The following is a 23,533-nucleotide window of genomic DNA, read 5'->3' as shown; positions in this document are numbered from 1 at the left end:
AATACTCCCCTCACCTCGGCATCCGTGGCGCGTCTCCCAGACGCCCAAGGAGACTCCATGGAAACCCCAGGCGCCCCATTTCCCCAACTGCTGTTCTTCAACTCGCTGGCCGACGCGGACCAGAAGAACATGCTGGTGGCCATCAGCTGCAATCGGAAGGCAAAGGAGCTCATCACGCCTCGAATCGCCAGACAGCTGCTCGAAGAGCTCGAAGGCAAGACCTCGGGCCAGTTGGGGATTTTCATCGCCGACGAGGTGATGAAGTTCAACGAAATGGCCATGAACATGTCCGAGCCCAAGGCCCGGGCACTTGCCTTGGACTATGGAGACCACTTCGAATCACTGTTCGCCCTGGCGCTGTCGGAATGCAGCGAGGCGTTGAAGCAGCGGACCCACATCTTCCGCTGGAATGAAATAGAGACCGCGGAACTGCTCGACAAGACGCGGACTGTCGAGGACATGTACGACACGCAACCCCAGGTCCGGCAGATGATGGATGTCGCCGCCGCCAAGCTGCTGGCCTGGCGCTGCCCCGACGTCACACCCTCTCCCAGACGCCTGCGGGCCATCCTCGACTTCATCTTCCGGGAGGTGCCCATCGTGGGAGCGTGGGGCCCGCCCCTCCACGTCCGGAACATTCCCTGGCACGGTCTCATCTATCCGGCCATCAATCCGCGAGGGATGAACGTCATCACCGGCCTCATCGCGGAGCTGGATGAGTGGATGGGCAAGACCATGCGCCATGTGCTGGTGATGCACATCGCGCAAGAAGGCTCTGTGTATTGAGGTCGGGAGCCGCGACCACCGAGCCGCCCGCGGGCCGGGGTGTCCTGCTGCCCCTGCATGCCTCGACAGGAGACCGTGGTGTCCACGAGCGCATGAGGGGTGCGAGCGAGGGCAAGGCCGTGCAGACTCCGGGGGAAGTGCCTCACGCGGAGTCTCCGGTGTCCGTTCCCGCTGTTCCCAAGCCGCCGCGCCGTCGTCCGGGCGCGGTCCTCGCCACCGCCGTGCTGCTCATGAGCGCCGCGCCCGTCCCCGTGAGGGCGCGGTGGCGGAGCTCGGACGACTGCGGACGTGCGCTCCGGGCGCGTACCTGCGGCGCGTCCAGTAGGCCCAGGGCCCCGCTCCGTGCGAGCAGCGGGGCCGCGGGACATCACTACGGGCGCTGCTGCGCGAGCAGCCACTCGTAGAGGTTCGGGGAGTGGTACGTGTGGTCCGTGGCGTAGGCCCGGCCGTAGGCCGTATGCCCCACGTTCTCGTAGCGCGTCACCACCGGCGCCGACGGGGGGGAGCAGGCGTTGAGTCGCGCGACGAAGTCCGTGGCCGTCCTCCCCCAGCTGGCGTCATCCGCGCCGTAGAACTGCCAGACCTTCACGTCCGCCTGCGCCAGGTAGCACGCGTTGGTCGTCACGTTGTCCAGGTCCGGCGTCCAGATGATGCCGCCGTAGTGGGCCCCATCCGTGGGCGCGATGGCCGCAATGCGCTGCGCGTTGGCGAGCGAGAACTCCACGAAGGCGGTGGTCCCGAAGCCGCCCAGCGACAGGCCCGTCAGGTACACGCGCTTGGGGTTGATGCGCAGGCCCGCCAGCGCCACGTCGAGCAGGCGTTCGATTTGATAGGGATGCCAGCTCGCGCCGGCCTCGCCGAGCTGGGGGATGAGCACCACGAAGGACTCCGTCACCCCGTTGATGGTGAACTCCAGCGGGTGCCCCGCGTTGATCTGCGCTGCCGGGCCATGGCTCAGCACCCGGGGCAGCTCCGTCGTGCCGTTGCCACGCTCCCCGATGCCGTGGAGGAAGATGAGCAGCGGCCACTGACGGCTCGGGTTGGCGTCATACCCTCGCGGCAGGGATTCGTAGTAACCCATCTGCCCGTTCCAGAGCTTGGGCACCGTGGTCACCCTGGGCGTGAGCGTGCGCTGAGTCACCGGCGGCGGCGTGCTGACGCGCCGGTGCGAGAGCATCCAGTGGTAGATGTTGTTGGCCGGCGGCTGCGTCGGCGATGCCCCCGAGCCGATGATCCAATGGTTCCCCGTGGCGGGGCGCGTGTAGCGCGGCGCCGGATCCGGCGCGGGTGAGCAGGCGTTGAGCCCGTTCACCGCGGCGTCGGTGTAGCTCACGTGCACCGTGCCGTCGTCCGCCGCGTGGAAGGCCCACACGGGCACGTCCTCGGTGGCCAGCCGGCAGATCTGCGACACGCCGTTCACGCTGTAGACGCGCCCACCCGAGAAGGGAACGATGGCGGCAATCTGGCGAGCGTTCGTGTCCGAGCGCTGCGGGAAGCTCCAGGTGTGGAACGCGCCCAGCGAGAAGCCCATCAGGTACACGCGGTCCGCGTCGGTCCGGAGGTTCGCCTTCGCCGAGTCGATCATCGCCTGCGTGAAGAAGTCCTGCCAGTCGCCGTAGTTCCCGTGGAGCTGCGGAATCAGGACGATGAAGGACTCGGTGACGCCGTTGATGTCGAACTCCAGCGGCACGTTGTCCCGGACGAGCGTCATGTTGCCCAGGACGCTCGGCAGCGACTCGGGGGTGCTGCCCTTCTCGCCGACGCCGTGGTGGAAGATGATGACCGGCCACTTGCGGTTCGGGTCCGTGTCGTACCCGCGAGGCAGGGACTCGTAATAGTGGATGACCTTACCGCTCGCCGTGACGGACTTCGAGGTGAGGGTGCGCAGGGTGGGCGTGCCGCTCCCCGTGCTCGGCACCACCGACACGCTCACGTCATCCGACGCGCTCGCGCCCAGGGCGTCCGTCACCGTGAGGCGGAAGACATAGGTGCCCTGCTCCAGGTTGCCCGCGACGAGCGGCGTCCAGGGGTTCTGGTAGAGCCTGGCCGTGGTGGGACCGGAGACCTGCGACCACACGAAGGTGGTGGCCTGTCCCTCCGGGTCGGAGAAGGACTGCTGGAGCGCCACCGTGTTGGTGGGCAGCGGCACGGTGCGGTCCGCCCCCGCGCTCACCACGGGCGGCTGGTTCACCACCACGCCGCCGTCCTGCTCGATGACCTCGAGCACGCCCAGGTAGCCGAAGAGGGCGCCGGGCTTCATCGTCACGGTGATGTCCAGCGCGCCGTTCGAGGGCACCAGGTTCGTCAGCTGAACCACGCCGTCGATGTTGTTGGTCACCTGCAGTTCCACCGTCTGCGCGCCCACCGTGTAGCGCGTCGTCCGGTCCGCCGAGTCCCCCGCCATCCGCGACGCATAGAAGCGCAGCGAGTAGGTGCCATTGATGGCCAACCCGGAGAGCCGGACCTGCGCCTGCGTGTCCGTCGTCCCCTCGTTGGTGCCGATGAAGAACGTGTCCCGCGTGGCCGACGCGGGATAGACGGTGCTCGCGGTGGTGCCTCCACCGTTGTAGGCGCCCGTCCAGCCCTGCCAGAACCCGTCTGTTATCTGGAGCGACAGCGCCGAGCCCACGCCCGCGCTGTCCACCAGGTTGCTCAGCGATGAGCCGGTGGAGCCGAAGTGGAGGTTGTTCCACCCGGGCGTGGCGGTGGGACCGTCGCCGAAGTCGACCAGGAAGCGCCGCTCGGCGGCCTCGGCCTCGGTGGCGCCCCAGGCCTGGAGGAGCAGTGAGACCACCGCGAACATGGGAAGTCCGGGCATCGCCCGGCGGGAGAGACGCATGATGGAGAACCCTCCTTGGCTCACCATCATAGTATTCAGATATAGCACAAATTACATGAATTTCCGACTTAATCAGTCATCATGATACTGTTGCAGCATCACTCAGGCCCTTCGGCGGAAGGGCCACGGGGCGCCCCCGCCCACGCCCTGGACGCGAGATCCACGCTCGCCTCGGGCGGGCAGGACGGTTAGAAACACCCCTTCCATGGCGCCTCCCGGCCTCGCTCCCCCCGCTCCCCTGCCCCCCGTCTCCGGAAGTGGGGGTGTCCGCGTGAAGGTCGAGGGCCTGCGCCGCACCTTCCCGGGTGACGTCGCCGTGCTGTCGGGGCTGGACCTGGAGGTCGCGCCTGGCGCGTTCGTGGCGCTGCTGGGGCCCTCCGGCTGCGGCAAGTCCACGCTGCTGAGGCTGGTGGCCGGGCTGGACCGCGCGGAGGCCGGGCACATCACCTTCACGCCGACGCTGGAGCGCACGCCCGGTGAGCGCGCCCCCATCGCCTATGTGTTCCAGGACGCGCACCTGCTGCCCTGGCGCACGGTGCTGGACAACGCGGCGCTGCCGCTGGAGCTGACCGGCGTGCCGGAATCGGAGCGACGGGCCGCCGCTCGCGCCGTGCTCGAGCAGGTGGGCCTGGGGGATGCCACGGACCGTCATCCCGCCGAGCTGTCCGGCGGCATGCGCATGCGCGTGTCCCTGGCGCGCGCGCTCGTCACCCGCCCCCGGCTGCTGCTCCTGGACGAGCCCTTCGCCGCGCTGGACGAGCTGACGCGCGGCCGGCTGGATGACCAGCTCCGCGCGCTGTGGCGTCAGTTGGGGATGACGGTGCTCTTCGTCACCCACTCCATCTCCGAAGCCGCCTACCTGGCCGAGCGCGCCGTGGTCCTGTCGCGGCGCCCCGCGCGAGTGGTGCTGGACCGGACGCTGGAGCTGCCCACGGAGCGCGGCGCGGCCCTGCGCACCGAGGCCACCTTCGCCCGCGAGGCCCGGCTGCTCCACGAGGCGCTGGAGCAAGGAGAGCGCTGGTGAACCGCACGGCCCTTCGCGCGGCGCTGCCGCCGCTGGTGGCGCTCGTCGTGCTGCTGACGCTCTGGGAAGCCGCGGTGCGCCTCTTCGAGGTCCCGGTCTGGCTGGTGCCTCCGCCCTCGGCGGTGGGGGCGGTGGGAGCGAGGGAGGCGGGCTCGCTCCTGGGCGCGGCGCTCACCACGGGACGCGCGGCCCTGGTGGGCTTCGGGTTGAGCGCGGTGCTGGGCGTGCTGGTGGCGGTGACGCTTGCGTCCTCGCGGATGGTGGAGCGCGCGCTCTACCCGTACACGCTCTTCCTGCAGACGGTGCCCATCGTGGCCATCGCGCCGCTCCTGGTGCTGTGGTTCGGCCCGGGCCCTCGGGCCGTCGCGGTGTCCTCCTTCATCGTCTCGTTGTTCCCGGTCATCGCCAACACGCTCACCGGGCTGCGCTCGGTGGAGCCGCCGCTGCGAGACATGTTCCGGCTGTATGGCGCCGGGCGCTTCGCGACGCTGTGGAAGCTGGAGCTGCCCGCGGCGATGCCGCACCTGTTCACCGGGTTGAAGATTGCCTCGGGCCTGTCGGTCATCGGGGCCATCGTCGGCGAGTTCGTCGCCGGCTTCTCCGAGGGCTCGGCGGGGCTGGGAATCCTGGTGCTGGCCGCGTACCGTCAGCTGCGCACGGACCTGTTGTTCGCGGCGGTGCTGGCGGCGTCGGGGTTGGGGCTGGTGTTGTTCGGGGCGGTGAGCCTCACGGGGGCGCGGCTGCTGCGGCGCTGGCACCCGTCGGCGCAGGGGAATTGAGTCACGTGGGAGGGAGGCAGAACGTGAGCGGACGTCTCGTGAAGCTGTTGGGGTGCGTGGGGCTGCTGGTGGTCGCGAGCGCCTGTTCGCGCCAGAAGGAGGAGCCACAGCCAGGCGCCCAGGCGGGCACCCCGGCGCCTCAGAAGGCCGCTCTGGCCAAGGTGAAGCTGGCGCTCAACTGGGTGCCGGAGCCCGAGTTCGGCGGCTTCTATGCGGCGCGCGACTCGGGGGCCTTCGCCCGTCATGGCCTGGAGGTGGACATCCTGGGCGGCGGCGCGGGCGCGCCGGTGCAGCAGATGGTGGCCACGGGCAAGGCCGAGTTCGGCATCAGCGGCGCGGATGAAATCATCACCGCGCGCGCGCGGGGCCTGGATGTGATTCCGCTGTTCGCGGTGTACCAGACGTCGCCGCACGCCATCATGGCCCACGCGTCTCGAGGGGCGAAGGGCATCCAGGACGTGTTGTCCTCGGGCACGGTGGCGCTGGAGCCGGGCCTCTCCTACGTGGCCTTCCTCAAGAAGAAGTACAGCTTCGACCAGGTGAAGGTGGTGCCCTACGACGGCGGCGTGGCGCGCTTCCTCGCGGACAAGGACTTCGCCCAGCAGTGCTTCGTCACCGCCGAGCCCATCGCCGCGAAGCGGCAGGGCGCCACGCCGGCCGTGTTCCTGGTGGCCGACGAGGGCTTCAATCCGTACATCGCCGTGGTCATCACCCGGAGGCAGTACTGGAAGGAGCACCCCGAGCAGGTGAAGGCGTTCGTGGCGGCGGTGCGCGAGGGCTGGCGCGCGTATCTGGACAACCCGGGTCCGACCAACGCGGTGATGGGCAAGCTGAACACGACGATGGACGCGGAGACCTTCGCCGCGGGGGCCGAGACCCAGAAGCCGCTCATCGAGACCGAGGAGACGAAGGCCCGGGGCCTGGGCGCGATGAAGCGCGAGCGGTGGGAGCAACTCTCCCAGCAGCTCGTGGAGCTGGGCCTCATCGACAAGGCCCCCTCCGTGGACGAGTACCTGCTGCCGGAGTTCACCGGCGCGCGGGAGTGAATGAGTCTGGACTCGGTCAGGCCCCAAGCGGGAGGACCCGGTGGCCCAACGGAAGGTGGGCCACCGAGTCATGTGTGCATCGACCCAAGCAGCAGCAAGTCAGTGCAGTTGGAGCAGCGGCACCCGGTAGCCAAGACTCAATCCAAAGGAGACGTTTCGTCGACTGGCCTCCTCGTTGAACTTCCACTGTGGTGCATAGCGAGCATCCAGAATAAGGTTCCAATTCCGGTAGCTCGCGCTGATTCCGAGTCCTGGAGCGAAGGCCGTCATCGGCTCGGGCTTGACCGCCTGCGCAGCCCTGTCTGAGACATTGAGGCTCGCGTATTGTCCCAGGTCGAAGACAGACACATTCCCTCCCAGCCCAACATGGTCCGATAGGCCGAACTCCACGTTGACCCCCAGGGGTAGCGCAAGATGGGTCCCTGCTGGGAAATCATTCACCCGAGTGGAGGCCCACCTGAAGGCCCTGATTCCAGGCGTCACCGTGAGCGCCACGGCGACATCTCCCACTTGCTGCGTTCGGTCGCTGGCCAGGTCCACGAACGTGTTGATGCTCTGTCTCCGCAGTCGACGTTGCTCTTCCAGGCTCAATTCGACTCCTGGGCTGCCCAGCGCATTCAATGAGGGATAGGATTGGAGATAGTTCGCGAAGGCGCTGGCATAACGCATCTTCCGGTCGAACTTCTCCGCAGGATCTCCCGTCAACTTCACCGCGGCGATACCCGCAGCGGAGACCAGTGCCAGGGTGAAGTTCTGCTTGAGCATGGCCTCGGACATCTCACGATACGCACGCAACTCGCGCTTCCGCTGGAGCCGCACTTCTGGCGTGTCGTTTCCTGCCTCCACCAGGAGCTCGAGTGTCTCGAACGACATCGCCGCGGCCTCAATAGCGGTTCGGCGGCTGTCCTGCTGGCTGCGCGGAGACATCACAGCAATCCCGTGGGCCACGATGCTCGTCAGCCGCCCCTGAAGGGCGACATAGCGTGGGTCGTTTCCAAGGTTCTTCAGCAATGGATGACTCTTCAGAGACATGAACAACTCGGGGTGTTCGATATGACGGCGGACCAGATGGCTGTCACAATCCCCCTCGACATGGCACGCGGCGATGACCGTCGCCGCGACGACAAGCCCACCCCTGATGATGAGCGAGTCGGGCACGCCACCCACCTCCTGCAGACGGTGCAGGCTGTCCTCTCGGATGGATTCCACGAACTGCCGGACCACCAGCTGTGCGGCGGCGATGCTACTCCCCGTGGACTCAGGCTCCAGTGAGAACTTGACCAACAGCGCGAGCCCTCCAACGATGGCTGCGAGCCCCTGGTTCGGATCCCTCGCAATCAGCGCATGGGTTTCCGTGCCCTGTCTCATTCCATACATCCCTTGTTTCAATGGAAGGGCCAACAATGTTGCCGCGAAATCTGCAATATCCTGCTTAAGTGCGACTTGAAGCCCCGCGCTCGCTGTTGCCAACTCTTGGAGACGAACCCGTTTGAGTGCTTCACAGGTCCGGTGCAATACCGGCTGAGGCGACCCTCGAGCCTCCCACTTCACGCCCTGGAATGCTTGATCCACCAGGTCTTCAAGACTGGCATCACACAACTTGGCGAGAATCTGCTCACGAATGGCCTCCAGCGCGGCAATCTCCACCCGCTCCAATGCAACATCCGCGACGGCCTGGAAGAGTTCGGAAGTCGCTGAAATAGCGCTGTCCTCGAAGCTTCGCCCACTCGATGGCAGCGGAACCGCGACCTCCCCCCGCTGTCCGAAGTTCTTCAGCAATTGCTGGGGCGAGAGCAATGGTCCCGCCATTATGTAGATGGGAATGCTGCTCCACCCGGCAGCCAAGTCATCCCCAGCAGCCGCAGCAGGGCAGGTATCATTCTGCCCCGAACGCATCAAAGGCATTTTCTGTGTATTCCCGGTCTTCCGAAATGCACAGGCGAACAATTCCTTCTGGCCTTCCCTGACCAGTCGATCCTTGTAATTGACGAACCCGAACTGAGACCAAGACGTATCTGCGAACGGAATGCTTGGATGCTGGAGCGCATGCGCGAAGAAGGAAAGCTGCCAGGTCCCCACTCCGAGGACCACCGACTTCGCGAGAGGAGAGTTGATCGAGGGGTCCCAAACAACCTCGATGTGATCTCCCGCATAGTCCTCGTCGAGGGGCCGGACGATTCCAGCATCGGCGCCATTGAAACCACTGTCCTCCGTCTTGAACCTGTCAAAGCTGGCCTTAGTCGTCGACGGAGGAAGGCTCGCCGGCAACAATGTGATGCGCACCGACTCTCTAGAGACGATGATCACACCTTGACTCAACAGGGCTGTGCCTTCAGCCGGATGCCCCTTTCCCTGCCCGGTATCCCCTGCGATCCCTCCATCACCTCCTCCCAGATGGGCATCACCGCGCGTCACGACAATCTCCCCCTGAGTCGCCGCCACACTCCCAGCATCAGGAGTCCCTTCCGCTGCCATAGGAGCGGCGCCTCCCCACCCCAGACTTGGAATCAAGAGTCCCAGCAACACGAGTCGTGAAGCTCCCCGCCAAAGCCTCATGTTCGTTCTACCGTCCCTTCTCGTTGCGCCCGGTCTGGGCCAGAGTCGACAGGCGCGAATCGAGCCATGACCGGATGGCATCGATTCGCGTATAGATTCCTCCCTGCCCGCATTGCACGCGAGCCCCCGCCGTGGAGCGCGAAGTGATAGCAATGAGCCTGCGCTCCACCCCCATGAGGGGGAAATTCTCCGGGTCAGCACAGTACGTCCGAGCAATACATGCTGGAACCCTCGGCATGAATTCGAACAGCCCACCCCCACTGTCCCCCGAACACGTATCACGCCCAGGGCTTCCGCCTACGCGCATCTCGTGCCGAGGATTGCATCCCTCCCTGAAAGAACGCTCGGCGCTACAACCCCACCCATCCCCATCCAACAAGACCTCTTGCTTCGCACCGAACCCGGACTGACCATTGACCGAAGAGGCTCCAAATCCGGCATGCGACAAGATGTGACTCGGAGGCGTGCCATCTTTGGACTGGCGTCGCGCATGTCGTGGGCTCTCCAACGGGCGAGCCAATCGCAACAGTGCGATGTCGACCGAGGGGTCCGGATGTCGCTCGGTCTCCACGACGGGAACCACCATCTGGACCTCTTCAATGGAGTCTCCCACCATCACCCGGTAAGCAGGCAGGCAGTGTGCCGCGGTCAGGACGATATCCGGCTCGAGGAGGACACCTGAACACTGCCATCGCGCGGCGCTCCCCACCGCGACGATGTCCGCCAGCGAGTCGCGCCCATCGCAGACGGGCAGACATGGAGCCTCGTCGATCTCTCCGTCGCAGTCATTATCCACTCCGTCACAAGTCACCTCTTCTGGTTCGTAGTGCGGATTCGAGCAATCACGTCTGCATTCGCATTGGTCTCTGAACTGCTGCAGGACCGCCGTGAACCGAGCATCGGGCAAGCAGGTTCCTTCCCTCCCACATCCAGCATTCGGAAGCGCGGGCCCTGGATGTCGCGCCGGATCATCAGCATCGAAAACCACAAACTGAGCTATCCCATCCGTACCCTGACGCCATTCGGCAAGGAACTGGTCGCGAAGTTCCTTCAGGCGCCCCCGACGGGATTCCGAGTCAGCAGGCTCGACGCGGCTCTCCCCAGCGACGAAACAATCGGGAACTCCGTCCGAAGCAATGACCAGCACCGCCGGGTCCCCCTGCTTCGCGCTCTGGCCCAGTCGCATCCTGCCGAACTGAAGCGCTTGGGTCAGTGGCGTGTCGTACCTCTTATCCGGGCCTGTGACAGGAAGCAGCAACTCCCGAACGTCGACGGCGAAGTCTTTCTCCAAGAGCGCGTCCTCGCTTGTCTTCGCCGTGCCGAACCGTCCTCCAACCATCGGCTGGAACCGAGCCCCCGCGTCACCTGTCCGACAAGAAGCCTCCCAAGCCGCATCAGGGCTTCCTATCGCCGCCGGCTGAATTGATGAGAACCCCCAGACCTCGGCTCCGATAGAACAGTGCCTCGGAAGGTCACGTGCCCACTGAGCCACAAGATCCAATTGCCTTCGAGACTTCTCCCGAACAAGGGCATACGCAGAAGGCTTCCCTCCCTGCCCGATCATCGAGCCAGAGAGGTCGAACATCAGCAGAAGCCTCAACTGGAGAGGAGCGGGTTGCGGAGCATCCACTCCTCGTGCAGGTGACGCGACCAGCGCACACGCGAGAGCCATCCCCATCACGCGAAGGTGCATAGAGGATCGTCTCCGTCAGGGATTCCGCCTATCCGACACTCGCTTCTCAAATAGGATGACGCGCATCGAATTGGCGACGGCACGCATGATGAGTTCCTCTGGCAACTTTCCCCCTGGGACGAACTCCTTCTCCTGGCCCGCCTTCAGAAGTTCCTCAACCAACTCCCCATCCTGCCGGTAGCTGAAGTTCACCTCACGAAGTGCCCTGAGTCGAAGTCCGCGTTCGTGCGAGGCGACGAAAACCGACCCACGCATGGGCAGCCACTCCACCATTGAATCCTCGCGATAGAGAAGATCCACGGGCGAGTCACTACAATCGATGGCGACATCCAGGACGTACTCGTCATCACTCTCGCAACTCGTCGCCCCAGAAGACTTGAGACAAAGGGCACCTTCCGCGTGGCTCGCCACCAAGGCACGTCCAGCCTTCACGGCAACCCATGTCCCCGCCGAGACCTCCAGGGTCCCATCAGCGTTCGCCGTGCATTGGCCCGTCGACTTCGTGCACTCCAGACTCAGGGCCCCTACGGGAACGACGTATCCCTTGTCTCGTATGGAGATACGACGGGGTTCGCCCTCACACGTGAGCAACAACTTGCCATCCTTGGTGCTCTGCCCCTTCGCTACCCGGAACTTGGAGGCACCACAGCCAGCCGAAAGAAGTGCGGCCCAAAGCAGCAGAACGGCGTACGCCCACCTCTGCGTCGGAATCCGTTGCATGTCCCCCCCACTCATGACCTCTGGGAACCACAGACTTTACATAAAGAACAAATCCGTCTGCAATTGAGTCAGTACGGACCCTATCCATGACAGCCCGCAGAAACTCCGATTTCGGAGGAGTTCCGAGTTCAATGCCAACAAACACCACACGGCTGGTGGGTTTCCCTGACAACGAGGAGCCATCAAGCCGCCCGCACAGCTCACGAGCAGCCAGTCCGCTCGCGCCCCCACGGATTCAGAGGATGATGTGCGTGATGGGTGACCAGACGGGCTGTAGGTCCCGGGTGACGCTCTGGGCCTCGGGAACCACCAGCACCTCGGTGTGCACCAGGTAGGGGCCTCCCTGGGGGCGCTTTCCGACGAGCAGGTATGTGTAACGGCCCGCGGGCAGCGCGTCGTAGACGACTTCGGGAGAGGACGGATTCGGCGGAGCGGGCACGCCCTGCTCTCGCATGAGCCGCTCGAAGCCTGAATAGGTGCGCACCTGCGGGACGCTCCCCGGGATGAGCACCGCCGCGTGAGGAGCGACATCCTCGGGAGCGACGCCCGTGAAGCGGGGCATGCGCAGACGCAGCGAGGAGCGCCCATCCTGCTCCTGGATTTGGAGCACCCGCTGCTCCTCGGGCGCCAGCGTGACCCTGCGTGGGACATAGCGGCCGGAGCGTTTCTCCGACCAGGCATTCCCCAGGGAGTCGTGCACGGAGAGGACCTTGAAGACGTACTCCCCGGGCTCCAGCCCCGCCACGTCGAAGCTCCCATCCCGGACCTGCAGGATGCTGGGCGAGTGGCCCTGGTGGTCCCCCAGGGGAAAGACTCGCAGCACCACGTCCGCGGGCCGCCCCTCGCGGTCCTTCACGGTGCCCGACACTCGCGCGCCCGAGGAGAGGCGCAGCTCCAGCGGCTCCTCGCTCACACGCAGCGAGCCTCGCAGGGGCAGGTAGCCGGAGCGGGAGACATCCAGGCGCAGTGAGCCGGGCTCCACCGGGGCGAGCTCGAAGCCCCCTGTCGCGTCCGTCCTCGCGCTCGCCAGCTCCGGGGCCTCCGTGCCCCCGGAACCCGCCTGCGTGTGCTGGACGGCGACCTTCGCGCCCTCGATGGGAGCGGAGGTCCTCGTGTCCAGCACCCGTCCGCGGATCCGCTTCCCACCTTCGAGGATGAGGTCGCCCAGGTCCACGTCCTGACCGGGCTCGACTCGCACCTCGCGGAGGGTGCGCAGCAGGTCCGGGGCGTCGAACGTCAGCCAGGTCACGCCCGGCTGCTGGATGGGAAACCGGAAGGCCCCGTCCTCGTGCTCGAAGGGCTCGTCGTTGAGGGTGAAGCGGGTGATGGGCGTGCCGTCCGAGCGCCGGAGTCGTCCCAGGATGCTGCCCTGATAGCGCATCACCAGCGTCACGTCCTTCGCGCCCGCCAGGACGGTGCGCCGGGAGTCCTCGCCATCGTGCTCACGCTGCACGTAGCCAGGCTTCTCCACGGAGAGGAGGCAGTTGCCCGGTAGCAGGTGGTGGACCGTGAACCGCCCCGAGGCATCCGTGCGCGCGGACGAATCCGACACGCGGTGACCATGCTCTCGCTCGTACCGCTCGGCGTGGGCTTCCGGGTCCGACCGGGCCGACACCTCGGCGTGAGCCACGGGGCGCCCGGCTTCGTCCACCACGGTGCCGGACACGGAGCGACCGGTGTCCATCCGCAAGGTCACCGTCGTCGGCTCCGAGGGACGGACATCGATGACGCGCGACATCCGATGCGGGGCGCCCGTGTCGAAGACCGCTTTGAGCGTGTATCGGCCGGGTTGCACGGTGCGCAGTTGGAAGCGCCCCTGCTCATCGCTCGTGGTCTCGGCGACATGGGTCTGTTTGCCCTCGACGAACAGGAAGAGATTCACCTCCGGGAGCACGATTCCCGAGGTGCTGACCACACTGCCCACCACCTGCCCACCGGCGCGCAAGACGAGCCGGAGGTCCTTGGCGGGCGCCGAGACGTCCACGCGTGTGACGACGTATCCCTCTGCTGAGGCGACAAGGAAGTGGGGCCCCGCCTGGGCCACCTCGAGGACAAAGTGGCCCGCGTCGTCGACCTCCGTCTCGAACCGGTCGGAGACGTAGTCTCCGAACCGCTGCGTCACCCCTCCGGCCAACTCCACGAGGTCCGGCTCACCGGCAGGTCGAGCGACATCCTTCATCAGTCGGGGCGGCGTCATCGCGGCCACCGTCGCCCGCGTCACCGGCTGGTCGTCCTCGTCGAGGACGACCCCCTCCAGGAGGACAGCGGGGGCAAGACGCGGAGTTCCGCCATCGTAGGGTGCCTCGGACGGACCCGGGGTCGACGGCGCTTCGTCGGGCCGTGTCACGGTGGACGGCTCGCGAACCTCGGGCACGGTGGGCAGGGCGGCAGGACGATTGAAGGAGAAGAGCGCCCCGGCCACGACCAGGGCGAGCACCCCCAGAATGATTGCCACCACGGATGACCTGCGCATGCACCCTCCCGGGGAGATGACGCTATCAGGCGATGGCCCCCTGCCGGCGTCCTTGATGACCCACAGGTCTCGGAAACAGATACGCCCGCCTTGCGGGGTTGGTGTCGCGCCCTACCCCGTGTGACAAAGACTGTTGACGCACTCGCCCGAGACATCCCAACCGTGGAGCGTCAGGGATTGCGGGCCGAGCCCGGCTCCGTGACATGTCGCATCAATCACTCGAACCCATATCACCGAGCCTGTGCATCGGTTCAGTCGCTTGACGGCTGATTACAGGTGCAATTGAATCCCGCCCTCCAGCCGCGAGCGGCTCACCCGGTCACCGCGAGACTGGAGCTCACGCAGCACCCGTCAGGAGCAGACCATGCAGATCAAGACCAAGGTTCGCGGTGGTCCCCGTACGTGCGGTGGTGGCGTCATCATCGTCGGGCCCTACAACCCCAACAACCCCTACGAGCAGATTCCGTAGCACCGCTCGCCCCTCATCCGGGCGATGACGACTCGGGTCGCCAGCGGGAGGTCCTCTCCTGCTGGCGATTCGTCGTTTCCGCCGTCGGACGCGCTCGAACTCCGGCCTGAACCTCCACCGGCAGGCACGCTATCTTCCCGCCCTGCTTCCCTGGAGCGTGCGCTCGAGGGAGCGCCACCGAGGCGAGCATGACTCCCGAGACTCGACGCAAGGCCCGTCAGAAGCTGGTGCTGGACCACTTCCGCGACGAGGTGCGGCAGCAGTGGGACGACGTCCTGTCGACGTTCCCTCATCCCCACTACGAGCTGGTCCCCACGATGACGGTGCACGACGGCGGCTCCGCGGTGCGCGAGTACTACCGGAACACCCGCGTCGCGTTCCCCGACCAGCACCACGAGCTCATCTCCCTGCGGCACAGCGACGACGCGGTCATCGTCGAGTTCTGGCTGATGGGGACCCACCTGGGCCCTCTGGGAAACATCCCGCCCACGGGCAGCCGCTTCCGCGTGCGCATGACGGGGTTCTTCATCTTCGATGCGTCGGAGACCCTCGTTTGCGAGCGCGTCTATTTCGACACGCTCAGCATGCTCAAGCAGCTCCTGGGCGGCCTGGACATGCGCTCCCCCAAGAACTGGCTGCTCGCCGTGCGCTGCTTCAAGGGCCTGTTGTCCATGACCCGCGGCGAGCCCCCGGCGGTGCTCACCCAGACGACACCTCCGGTGCTCGAGGACTGAGGGCGCGACCCGCTCACAAGGTAGGTGGCTTCGGAGCAGCCGGAGCCACGCCCGCGGCAGCGGCGGCGGAGGCTCCCACGGGCGCGGTGCCTGCCGCCGCCGTCGCTGTCGACGCACCTGTCGCCCCCGCGGGAGGAGCGGCGGGCTGACCCTCCGAAAAATCCGAATCATCGTATTGGTAGATCAACGCAAACACTTCGCGTGGCATGGCCTGGCGCTCGAGGCTTTCTCCTATCCCTGCCTTGATAGCCCCTTGCCTCCCGAACTTTTTCCGCCGAGCATTGAATGGGCCGAGGTGAACTCCACAACTCCCAAGCATATCGAGAGTCTTCGCATAGGCTTCGTCGAAACGGCCGGCGGCCTCCAGCGCGCTGATGCCCCCGAACTTCTCCCCGAAGACAGGGAACTCCTGGGCCAGTGCGTGGCGGTTCATCCGTACCCAGTATCGTTTGACGAATCCCCGGAGGCGAGGCGCGATGTCGTATGTCTCCGCAAGCCCCGCCGCGAACTCGGAGTACTGCGTCAGGAATTGCTTGCTGTTACAGTCCTCGATGATCTTCGCCAGCTCGCCAGGGTTCAATTCATTCTCGGGGTAGTTCGCGCACCGGACGATGAACTCGGCGATGTTCCCTGCCTGCTTGACGAAGCTGTCGTACAACGCCTGCTTGTGCGCAGTCCCCTTCGTGCGCCAAAGCTGATAGGCCATGGGAATGCCGGCCGAGATGGCCTCACTGAAGGACTGATCTCCTTCCGCGATGGTGAAAGACCTGTCCGCGGCGCGCCATAGCTGCTGCATGTCAGAGTAGGCAATCACCTGCTTGGGCTTCATGGCCACGACCTTGAACACCCTGTTGCCCAGACTCAGGGTCTCGACGGTCAGCGTGTCGAACTCAACGGCCTTGCCCCTCTTGAGCTGGGCCAAGGGGCCCTTCCGTTGCTCGAGGTATCGCTCAAGATACGTGATTCCAAGCCGACTCTTCTTGCTGTCCTCCCCCACGGTGTGATGGTTGACGGGGAGCACGATGGCCTGGGTGATGCTCGGGTCGAAGATGACTCGATCCAGGAGGAGGTCGTAGCGAGCCCTCTCCTTCTGGCCGGCACCATAACCAAAGAAGAACCGCCACTCCTGGCCATGCTTCGGGAGCACCTCTCGCAGGTGTGGCTGGGACAGGTCCAGCTTGCTCAGCGCGAGCGGCTGCCTCAGCGCCAGGTTGCTCATGATACCGATTTCGTGTTCACGCAGCCCCGAGCTGCGCGTGTACTCGTTCAGCTCCTTCGCCGTGCGGTAGCCATACTCCGTGACAACCAGCCGGTCCTTCGTGCCGACCATGCCGGGAGTCTCCAAGGCGACCTCGTGGTACTCGTCTTCAAGAGCGCCCTTCTCGACCCCGGCGAAGCTCGACAGCATCGTGGCGAGGTCCGGGTGGTTGGAGTCGATGGCGACCGTCCACTTCGTGCCCACCATGAGCATCCTGCAGGTCTGCAGGCCGTTGATCAGGTCACCGAGGCCATTTTGATTCGCGGAGCGGACCAAGAGGTCCAGGTGCGGGATGTCCAGGTTTCTATACGGCTCATCCATCTTCTTCTGCTGGAGCGCCGTCAACTTGCTCGGCGCGCAGGGCTCCGCTGCTGCTGCTGCCGCCTCCTTGGGACTCTTCCCGACAGCCTTCTTGCGCGCCTTGGACGTCGGGGCGGAGCCCGAGCCGGCGGCCGACTGGGCAGCTGACTTCTTGTGCAACCCGGTGAGCATCGCCACGCTCACCAACACCTTGCCTTTGAACCGGTTGCATTCACTCGCGGCCCATCCGAGAGGGACGCGTGCTTTGTTCAGCCCCTCCGTGCAGGTGGCGCAGAACACAGGTTGCGCGCTCGAGGCTCCAGCCAGAGGCTTCCCACAACTTGCACAAGACATGTATCGGCTCCATCCCGAGGACTTCGCGCATGAGGTTGATGCGGGAGCTTCGTGTCGACCCTGGCGCAGGGCAGGCACGAGGGGGGCCTGCGCCAATCCCGAGCGGCACGACGCGATGTCTCGCGGTGCCACAGCGGGCGACTTTCCGAAAATGCATTGCAGGTGCCATGCCGCAACACCTGACGTCGCCAGATGCGAGGGAGCGAACACTCCGTGGCGCCCCGGGTCCCCGAGGTCCGCGTTCACCCCGGACGCGCGCGCGTCCTCGTCGGACGTCCTGCGCGAACAACCGAGGCCACTACACGCGCGGCCCCAGGTCGGCTACGAAGCAGGGCTCCTCGCGGACACGAAGGGACATGACATGGACCTCATCGGACAGCTCTCCCAGCAGCTCGGAGTCGACGGCACGCAGGCGCAGGGACTGGCGGGCGGCCTGCTGAAGCTGGTGCAGGGCACGGTGAAGGAGAAGCTCGGCGCGGACACCGCGAACCAGCTGGGCCAGGCCATCCCGGAGATGGACACGTGGCAGAAGGCCGCGCCCGCCGCCGAGCCGGAAGGTGGCGGGCTCATGGGCGCGCTCGGCGGGCTCATGGGCGGACAGAGCGGCGCGGGAGGGCTGCTGGGCGCGCTGGGCGGCGCCGCGGCGCAGGGCGCGGAGGTGGCCGCCGTCGTCTCGCTGCTCGGCCGCTTCAACCTGGACGCGAGCAAGGCCACCCTCGTGGCGCCGCTGCTGCTCGACTTCCTCAAGTCGCGCCTGGACCCCGCGCTCGTCGGCAAGATCCTCTCCGTCCTCCCCCTGCTCACCGGCGGCGGCGCCTCCGGCGGCGGCGGGCTGGGAGGCCTCGGAGGGTTGTTCGGCGGGCGCTGAGGTCGCCCGCCAGGGAATCCCCGGTGTCCCGCTGGGCACGCACCGGGACTCCAGCGGCGCTGAGACCCGGAGTCCTGGGCGAGCCCGCGCGTGCAATCGCCCGCGCGCGGCGCCGTAGGACGGCACTCGCCCCCGAGGTTCCCCCGTGCCCGCGCTGCTCGAGGATGTCCGCTTCGCCGTCCGGCTCTTGCTCAAGAGCCGGGGCTTCACGCTCGTCTCGCTCCTGACGCTGGCCCTGGCCATCGGGGCGAACACCGCGCTCTTCAGCGTGGTCAACGGCGTGCTGTTGAGACCGCTGCCCTACCCCGAGCCCGACCAGCTGATGCAGGTGGTGCGCATCAACAAGGACCACGGGCGCTCGGCGTCACAGTCCATCGCGGCCTACACGTGGATGACCGCGGAGGGCTCACCCTTCTCGCGCGTCTCGGCCCACGAGCAGCTGCTCTCGGGCTTCAGCGTCGTGGGTGACGGTCTGCCGGAGCGGCTGCCGGGCGCCCGGGTGACCGGGAGCTTCTTCGAGACCTTCGGCACGAGGCCCACGCTGGGACGCGGCTTCCTTCCGGAGGAGGACGTGGTGGGCGGCCCCCGCGTGGTCGTCCTCAGCGAGGGGCTGTGGCAGCGGCGCTTCGGTGGCGCACCGGACGTGGTGGGCCGCTCCATCGTCCTCAACGACGAGCCCTACACGGTGGTGGGCGTGGCCCCCGCCACGTTCGCCCATCCCCGGGGCGCACTCCTGTGGACGCCACTCCAGCTCGACCTCACCGACCACGCCGACGTCAACTTCCTCTTCGTGACCGGACGGCTGCGCCCGGGCATCACCCTCGACGGCGCGACGGCCATGCTGCGGACGCTGGGTGGACGCGTGCGCACGCAGAGCCCAGGCCTGCTCGACGAGGGCCAGGACTACGTCCCGGTGGAGCTCAGGACGTTCCTCGCGGGCGACCTGCGACTGGCGCTCTGGGTGCTGCTGGGCGCCGTGGGGCTGGTGTTGCTCATCGCATGCGTGAACCTGGCCAACCTCCAGCTCGCGCGAGCGGCCTCGCGCAACCGCGAGTGGGTCGTGCGCGCGGCGCTGGGCGCGGCCCCGGGGCGGCTCGCGCGGCAGATGCTCACCGAGAGCCTGCTGCTCTCCGTGCTGGGCGGCGGGCTCGGGGTGCTGCTGGCCTCGGCGGCGCTGCCCGGGCTCCTGTCACTGGCGCCCGACACGTCCCCCCTGCTGACCGGTGACGGCGCGCAGGTGGGCATCGACGGCACGGTGCTGGGCTTCACGCTGGGCGCGTCGCTGCTCACGGGCCTGTTGTTCGGGCTGCTGCCCGCGTGGCAGGCGTCGCGCACGGACCTGGAGACCGCGCTGCGCGAAGGGGCCCAGCGCACGAGCCTGGGCCCCACGGGCGGGCGCACGCGCGCGCTGCTCGTGGTGGGCCAGGTGGCGCTGGCGGTGATGTTGCTCGTGGGCGCGGCGCTGCTCATCCGGGGGTTCTTCGCGCTGCGCAACGTCCAGCCGGGCTTCGACCCGCGCGGAGTCCACGTGCTGCGGATGTCGCTGCCGGAGGCGCGCTACGGCACGTTGGAGGCCCTGGAGCGCTTCGAGACGCAGGTGGAGGAGCGCGTGCGGGCGCTGCCCGGCGTGGAGGGGGTCGGCTCCACCTCCGCGCTGCCCATGGGCGCGGGCCCCAGCATGTCGTTCTCCATCGAGGGCAGATACACGGGTGATGACAACGGCCCCGGCGCGGGCTGGGGACAGTACCGCCCGGTGACACCGGGCTACTTCCAGGCGCTGCGCATCGGGCTGGTGCGCGGGCGGCTCCTGACGGAGTCGGACGTGGCGGGCTCCGAGCCGGTGGTGGTCATCAACGAGACGGCGGCGCGCCGGTTCTGGCCGGGCGAGGACCCCTTGGGCCAGCGCATCCGCGTGGCGCACTCGGTGCCCAGCCTCCGGGACGAGGTGCCTCGCGCGGTGGTGGGCGTGGTGCGGGACGTGCGCGAGGATGGCCTGAACGACGAGCCGCCTCCGGTGATGTACGTGGCGCCCGGACAGATGTCCCAGGGCATCGCCTCCCTGCTCGTGCGGATGATTCCGCGCAACCTGCTGGTGCGCGCTCCAGGAGGCCACGCGGAGGTGGTCGCGGCCGTCCAGCGCGAGGTGTGGACGGTGGACGCGCAGCAGCCGGTGATGGAGACGCTGAAGCTGGAGGACCACGTCGCGCGCTCCCTCGGCTCCGAGCGCTTCAACATGGTGCTGCTGGCGATGATGGCGGCGCTGGCGCTCCTGCTGGCCGCGGTGGGCATCTACGGCGTGCTGTCCTATCTGGTGGGTCAGCGCACGCGGGAGCTGGGCGTGCGCCTGGCGCTGGGCGCCACGCGGGGCCAGGTGGTGCGACTGGTGCTCCGGCAGGGCCTGGGCTCGGTGGCGGGCGGCGTGGTGCTGGGGTGCGCGGGCGCGCTGGCACTGACGCGGCTGGTGTCTGGCTTCATCCATGGCGTCAGCGCCCTGGACCCGCTGTCGTTCATCGCCGCGCCGCTGGTGCTGCTGACGGTGGGGCTGGTGGCGACGTGGCTGCCAGCACTCCGGGCCTCGCGCGTGGACCCCATCATCGCGCTCAAGCACGACTGACATCCTCAGCCGATTCGAATCCGTCACTTTCGTCCAGACGCCCGATCCGGCCTGGACGAAGTCGCTTCACTTGAAGTCGGATTCATCCACACCGGAGTTACCCTGGTATCGGCGTCACATGTTGAACGAGGCGGCTTCGAGGTCTCGTCGCACCCTCCCCTTCATGAGATGCGGTGCGGTGCCCATCGAGGCGGGCTCGCCTTGGATTAGGCTGGCTTCGTCCCACTCACCCGACGAGGCACCTCATGAAGCAGTCTCTTGTTGTGACAGCGGTGTTGTTCAGCCTCTCCCTGCTGGGCTGTGGCGGTCCGGTCAGCGAGCCCGAGGCCGTGCCCGAGAGCAGCCAGGACTCGGCGCTCTCCCAGTTGGCGTGCTCGGGCCATCCCGCGTGCAGCTCGCTCGTGAACAAGCGTTGCTTCAACGAGGGCGAGGCCCAGACCTGCTGCGCCGGCGACACCACCGGCGAGCTGTACTGCGTCTACTCCGAAGGCCGGCTCATCTTCGTGTACTGACGCGCCCGCCCTTCCTCGCCAGGGCGCTCGTGGCCCGTGGCGAGGAGGGCCCTCCGTGGCGGAGAGGGATTACGCGTAGCGCGCCTGGAGGCGGAAGCGGTTGACCTGGTCGCGGAGCTGGTCGCGCACGTCCGCCACCGAGCCCGAGTACTCGAAGGCGGGGTCCTTGCGGTCGGTGGTCGTCGCGGAGAAGCCGCCGCTGAGGGAGCCCAGCCCCCGGCCGAAGCCCTGGGAGAACTCGGTGACGTCGGTCTCGTACGGCGTGAGGCTCGCCTCGAGCTGGGTCACCCCGGCGAACTGGTTGAAGGCCTTGCCGAAGCGGCCCTGGAGGAGCGACTCGATGCCGCCCGAGCCGAAGACCTCGTCCACACCACCGGAGAACGCGAGCCGGGCCTCGGCCTGGCCGCCGAGCGTGCCCGCGATGGGCACATTCCCCTGCGCCTTCACGTCCGCGGTGAGCGAGACGGAGACCTCCCCCGTGCTCACCGCCGTCGACGCGAGGTCCTTCACGAGGCTGCCCGGGTTCCGCATCACGTCGCTGACGCTGAGGTCGTCGGGGAGCTCGAAGCTCTCCTGAACCTCCAGCTTGACGTCCCCGCCGAGCTCCCCCTTGAGGCCGGGGATGCCGCCGGCCACCTCGGCGGAGATGTTGGTGTACTGGCTGAGCACCACCCGGGGCGGGCCGTCGCCGAACTCGAGGCGCACCTTCGCGCCATACTCCTGGTTCACGCCGCCTCCGAGCGAGGCCTGCTGGCCGCCGCTCAGGCTGGCGGCGAGCTCGGTGGACGAGTTCGGGTTGAGCTCGAGCGCGGAGACGTTGTCGAGCAGCGCGCCGTAGTCCGGCGTCGCCCCGTCGAGGGCCCCGTCGATGCCCCCATCGAGCAACCCCGAGACGCCGCCGGCGACGGGGCCCAGGAAGGTCCGGGCCGCGTCCGCCGCCTCCTCGGCGCTGTCGAAGGTGAACTCGACGGTGCCACCGGTGTTCGAGAAGGCGCCACCGGTGACCTCACTCCCCTTCTGCTGGAGGCTCCCCATCAGCCCCGCCCCCGCCTCACCCGCGACGGCGAGCGTGAACGAGCCGTCCTCGTTCTTGGTGAGGGTCTGCGTGCCCTCGAGCCGCCCGCCGATGCCATACACCGAGCCATCGAGGCTCGCGCGAAGCTGGTAGCTGTCCCCCGGGCCCAGGTCGTCGAGCTGCTTCTCGATGGCGAGGAAGTCGACCTGGTCCTCCACCGCGTCAATCACCCTGCGCCCGACGTCCTGGGCGAAGTCGATGCCCTGCTCGGCGGTCTCGACAATCCGGTCGCGCGCCGTGGCGAAGGGGTCGAGCAGGACGGAAGGGGATGGCGCGGACTCGACGAAGCTGCTGACGCCCTCGTAGACCTCGGTGGCCTGGGACGTCGCCGTGTCGAGCGCCTCCTCGCCAACGTCGACGACGTTGTCGACCGTCTCCGTCACGGCATCCTTCGTGGCGTTGTAGGCGTTGCTGATCGGATTGCTGATGGACGACAGCGAAAGTCCCATGGTCCGCTCCCGGGGTGGGTGGGTTCATGGGTGATACGCAGCGGAAATATCCCGGTTACACGGGTCAGGTGGGTGCGGCTCCAGCCCTCACGGAGGCGGAGGCCGCCGCGCGCATCCACAAGGGGTTCCCCTCGCTCGCGACGGCGCAGGTCATCCACCTGGGCGAGGGCCTGGACCATCAGGCCTTCGAGGTGGATGGACGCTTCGTCTTCCGTTTCCCCAAGAGCGACGAAGCCGCCTCACACCTGGCCTGGGAGGCGCGCCTGACGGCGTGGCTGGCGCCCCGGCTGCCCCTGCCGGTCCCCCTCTATCGATTCCTCGATGGCCCGGCCGAGGGCCTCACACCGGGCCTCGGGGGCTACGAGAAGCTGCCCGGAAGACCCGCGTTGCTCGTCGACGCGGGTCGGCTCGAACTGTCCAGGTTCGGACGTGAGCTGGGGGCCTTCCTGGGGGCGCTCCATGCGCTCGGGCCGGCCGAGGCCATGCGGCTCGAGGTCCCGGAGGACGACGACCCGGAGCTCGAAGCCTGGTCGGCGGCCGCCGTGGAGGAGCTGCATGTCGCCGTCGAACACGGCCATGTCGGAGCCCAGGAGGCCACGGCGTGGGAGCGGCGATTCCTGGAGCGCCCCACGGAGGGACGCGGCGCGCCCCGGCTGCTCCACGGAGACTTCGCGGCCGAGCATGTCCTGGTGGATGCCCGGGGTGCCCTCACTGGCGTCATCGACTGGAGCGACGCGTGCATGGGAGACCCCGCGAGGGACCTCGCCGGGCTGCTCCACTGGGGCGGCGCGCCCATGCTGGCCTCCGCGATGGAGACGTATGGCGCGGTGAGCCCCACCGTCCTCGCGCGAGCACGATGGTTCGCCGCTTGCCGCGCGGTGGCGGACCTCGCCTTCGGGCAGACTCAGCGGCGGCCGGAGTACCTCTCCGCCGGTCAACGGGCGCTCACCCTGCTCACGGAGCCCTCGTCCTCCCTCGACTGAT

16 protein-coding genes are annotated in these 23,533 nt (G+C 67.3%); 9 read left to right on the top strand and 7 right to left on the bottom strand.

Features of this window, described 5'->3' with window-relative positions; translation table 11 throughout:
• Positions 1 to 57 precede the first annotated feature (57 nt).
• Positions 58 to 786 carry a hypothetical protein gene (locus K8640_RS22190; RefSeq protein WP_223748843.1) on the top strand — a complete coding sequence of 243 codons (729 nt, stop codon included), beginning with the start codon at positions 58 to 60 and terminating at the stop codon, positions 784 to 786.
• Positions 787 to 1,156: 370 nt separating this feature from the next.
• Here K8640_RS22190 and K8640_RS22185 read toward each other — a convergent pair whose 3' ends face one another.
• Positions 1,157 to 3,625 (bottom strand): PKD domain-containing protein, encoded by a 2,469-nt coding sequence (locus tag K8640_RS22185; RefSeq protein ID WP_223748842.1) that lies wholly within the window; start codon positions 3,623 to 3,625, stop codon positions 1,157 to 1,159.
• 271 nt (positions 3,626 to 3,896) lie between these two features.
• Here K8640_RS22185 and K8640_RS22180 point away from each other — a divergent pair, with 271 nt between their 5' ends.
• The 3 genes from K8640_RS22180 to K8640_RS22170 are packed head-to-tail and all read left to right on the top strand — an operon-like array spanning position 3,897 to position 6,474.
• Positions 3,897 to 4,649: an ABC transporter ATP-binding protein gene (locus K8640_RS22180; protein ID WP_223748841.1), complete on the top strand. Its 753-nt coding sequence runs from the start codon at positions 3,897 to 3,899 to the stop codon at positions 4,647 to 4,649.
• The gene (locus K8640_RS22175) at positions 4,646 to 5,428 is read left to right on the top strand and encodes an ABC transporter permease (protein WP_223748840.1); all 783 of its coding nucleotides are present in this window, start codon (positions 4,646 to 4,648) and stop codon (positions 5,426 to 5,428) included. The genes K8640_RS22180 and K8640_RS22175 overlap by 4 nt, the downstream gene beginning before the upstream one ends.
• Positions 5,429 to 5,451: 23 nt before the next feature.
• The gene (locus K8640_RS22170) at positions 5,452 to 6,474 is read left to right on the top strand and encodes an ABC transporter substrate-binding protein (protein WP_223748839.1); all 1,023 of its coding nucleotides are present in this window, start codon (positions 5,452 to 5,454) and stop codon (positions 6,472 to 6,474) included.
• A gap of 99 nt (positions 6,475 to 6,573) precedes the next feature.
• Here K8640_RS22170 and K8640_RS22165 read toward each other — a convergent pair whose 3' ends face one another.
• From K8640_RS22165 to K8640_RS22150, 4 genes are all read right to left on the bottom strand, one after another.
• A complete protein-coding gene (locus K8640_RS22165; protein ID WP_223748838.1) occupies positions 6,574 to 8,889 on the bottom strand; it encodes a hypothetical protein in 2,316 nt (771 codons plus the stop codon).
• A 148-nt stretch (positions 8,890 to 9,037) separates the two neighbouring features.
• Positions 9,038 to 10,216, bottom strand: coding sequence for a trypsin-like serine protease (locus K8640_RS43190; RefSeq protein ID WP_223748977.1), 1,179 nt, complete (start codon positions 10,214 to 10,216; stop codon positions 9,038 to 9,040).
• Positions 10,217 to 10,738: 522 nt separating this feature from the next.
• Positions 10,739 to 11,443: a hypothetical protein gene (locus K8640_RS22155; protein WP_223748837.1), complete on the bottom strand. Its 705-nt coding sequence runs from the start codon at positions 11,441 to 11,443 to the stop codon at positions 10,739 to 10,741.
• A gap of 235 nt (positions 11,444 to 11,678) precedes the next feature.
• Complete coding sequence (locus K8640_RS22150) at positions 11,679 to 13,898, bottom strand: carboxypeptidase-like regulatory domain-containing protein (RefSeq protein WP_223748836.1); 2,220 nt, start codon at positions 13,896 to 13,898, stop codon at positions 11,679 to 11,681.
• Between the two features lie 675 nt (positions 13,899 to 14,573).
• Here K8640_RS22150 and K8640_RS22145 point away from each other — a divergent pair.
• Complete coding sequence (locus tag K8640_RS22145) at positions 14,574 to 15,119, top strand: ester cyclase (protein WP_223748835.1); 546 nt, start codon at positions 14,574 to 14,576, stop codon at positions 15,117 to 15,119.
• A gap of 13 nt (positions 15,120 to 15,132) precedes the next feature.
• Here K8640_RS22145 and K8640_RS22140 read toward each other — a convergent pair whose 3' ends face one another.
• Entirely contained in the window at positions 15,133 to 16,875 is a 1,743-nt protein-coding gene (locus tag K8640_RS22140; RefSeq protein ID WP_223748834.1) for a hypothetical protein, read from the bottom strand.
• A gap of 517 nt (positions 16,876 to 17,392) precedes the next feature.
• Here K8640_RS22140 and K8640_RS22135 point away from each other — a divergent pair.
• From K8640_RS22135 to K8640_RS22125, 3 genes are all read left to right on the top strand, one after another.
• Positions 17,393 to 17,899, top strand: a complete 507-nt coding sequence (locus K8640_RS22135; RefSeq protein ID WP_255653336.1) for a DUF2780 domain-containing protein — start codon at positions 17,393 to 17,395, stop codon at positions 17,897 to 17,899.
• Positions 17,900 to 18,044: 145 nt separating this feature from the next.
• Positions 18,045 to 20,513, top strand: coding sequence for an ABC transporter permease (locus tag K8640_RS22130; RefSeq protein ID WP_223748832.1), 2,469 nt, complete (start codon positions 18,045 to 18,047; stop codon positions 20,511 to 20,513).
• Between the two features lie 245 nt (positions 20,514 to 20,758).
• Positions 20,759 to 21,025: a hypothetical protein gene (locus K8640_RS22125; protein WP_223748831.1), complete on the top strand. Its 267-nt coding sequence runs from the start codon at positions 20,759 to 20,761 to the stop codon at positions 21,023 to 21,025.
• Between the two features lie 69 nt (positions 21,026 to 21,094).
• On the opposite strand, the gene K8640_RS22120 is transcribed toward K8640_RS22125, so the two are convergent.
• The gene (locus K8640_RS22120; protein ID WP_223748830.1) at positions 21,095 to 22,549 is read right to left on the bottom strand and encodes a hypothetical protein; all 1,455 of its coding nucleotides are present in this window, start codon (positions 22,547 to 22,549) and stop codon (positions 21,095 to 21,097) included.
• Between the two features lie 26 nt (positions 22,550 to 22,575).
• On the opposite strand from K8640_RS22120, the gene K8640_RS22115 reads away from it, so the two are divergent.
• Positions 22,576 to 23,532 carry a phosphotransferase family protein gene (locus K8640_RS22115; RefSeq protein WP_223748829.1) on the top strand — a complete coding sequence of 319 codons (957 nt, stop codon included), beginning with the start codon at positions 22,576 to 22,578 and terminating at the stop codon, positions 23,530 to 23,532.
• Position 23,533 lies beyond the last annotated feature (1 nt).

Origin of the sequence: Myxococcus sp. XM-1-1-1, from assembly GCF_020037095.1 — a bacterium.
GTDB classification, from domain to species: domain Bacteria; phylum Myxococcota; class Myxococcia; order Myxococcales; family Myxococcaceae; genus Myxococcus; species Myxococcus fulvus.
This window is presented reverse-complemented; position numbering and strand designations above follow the sequence as displayed.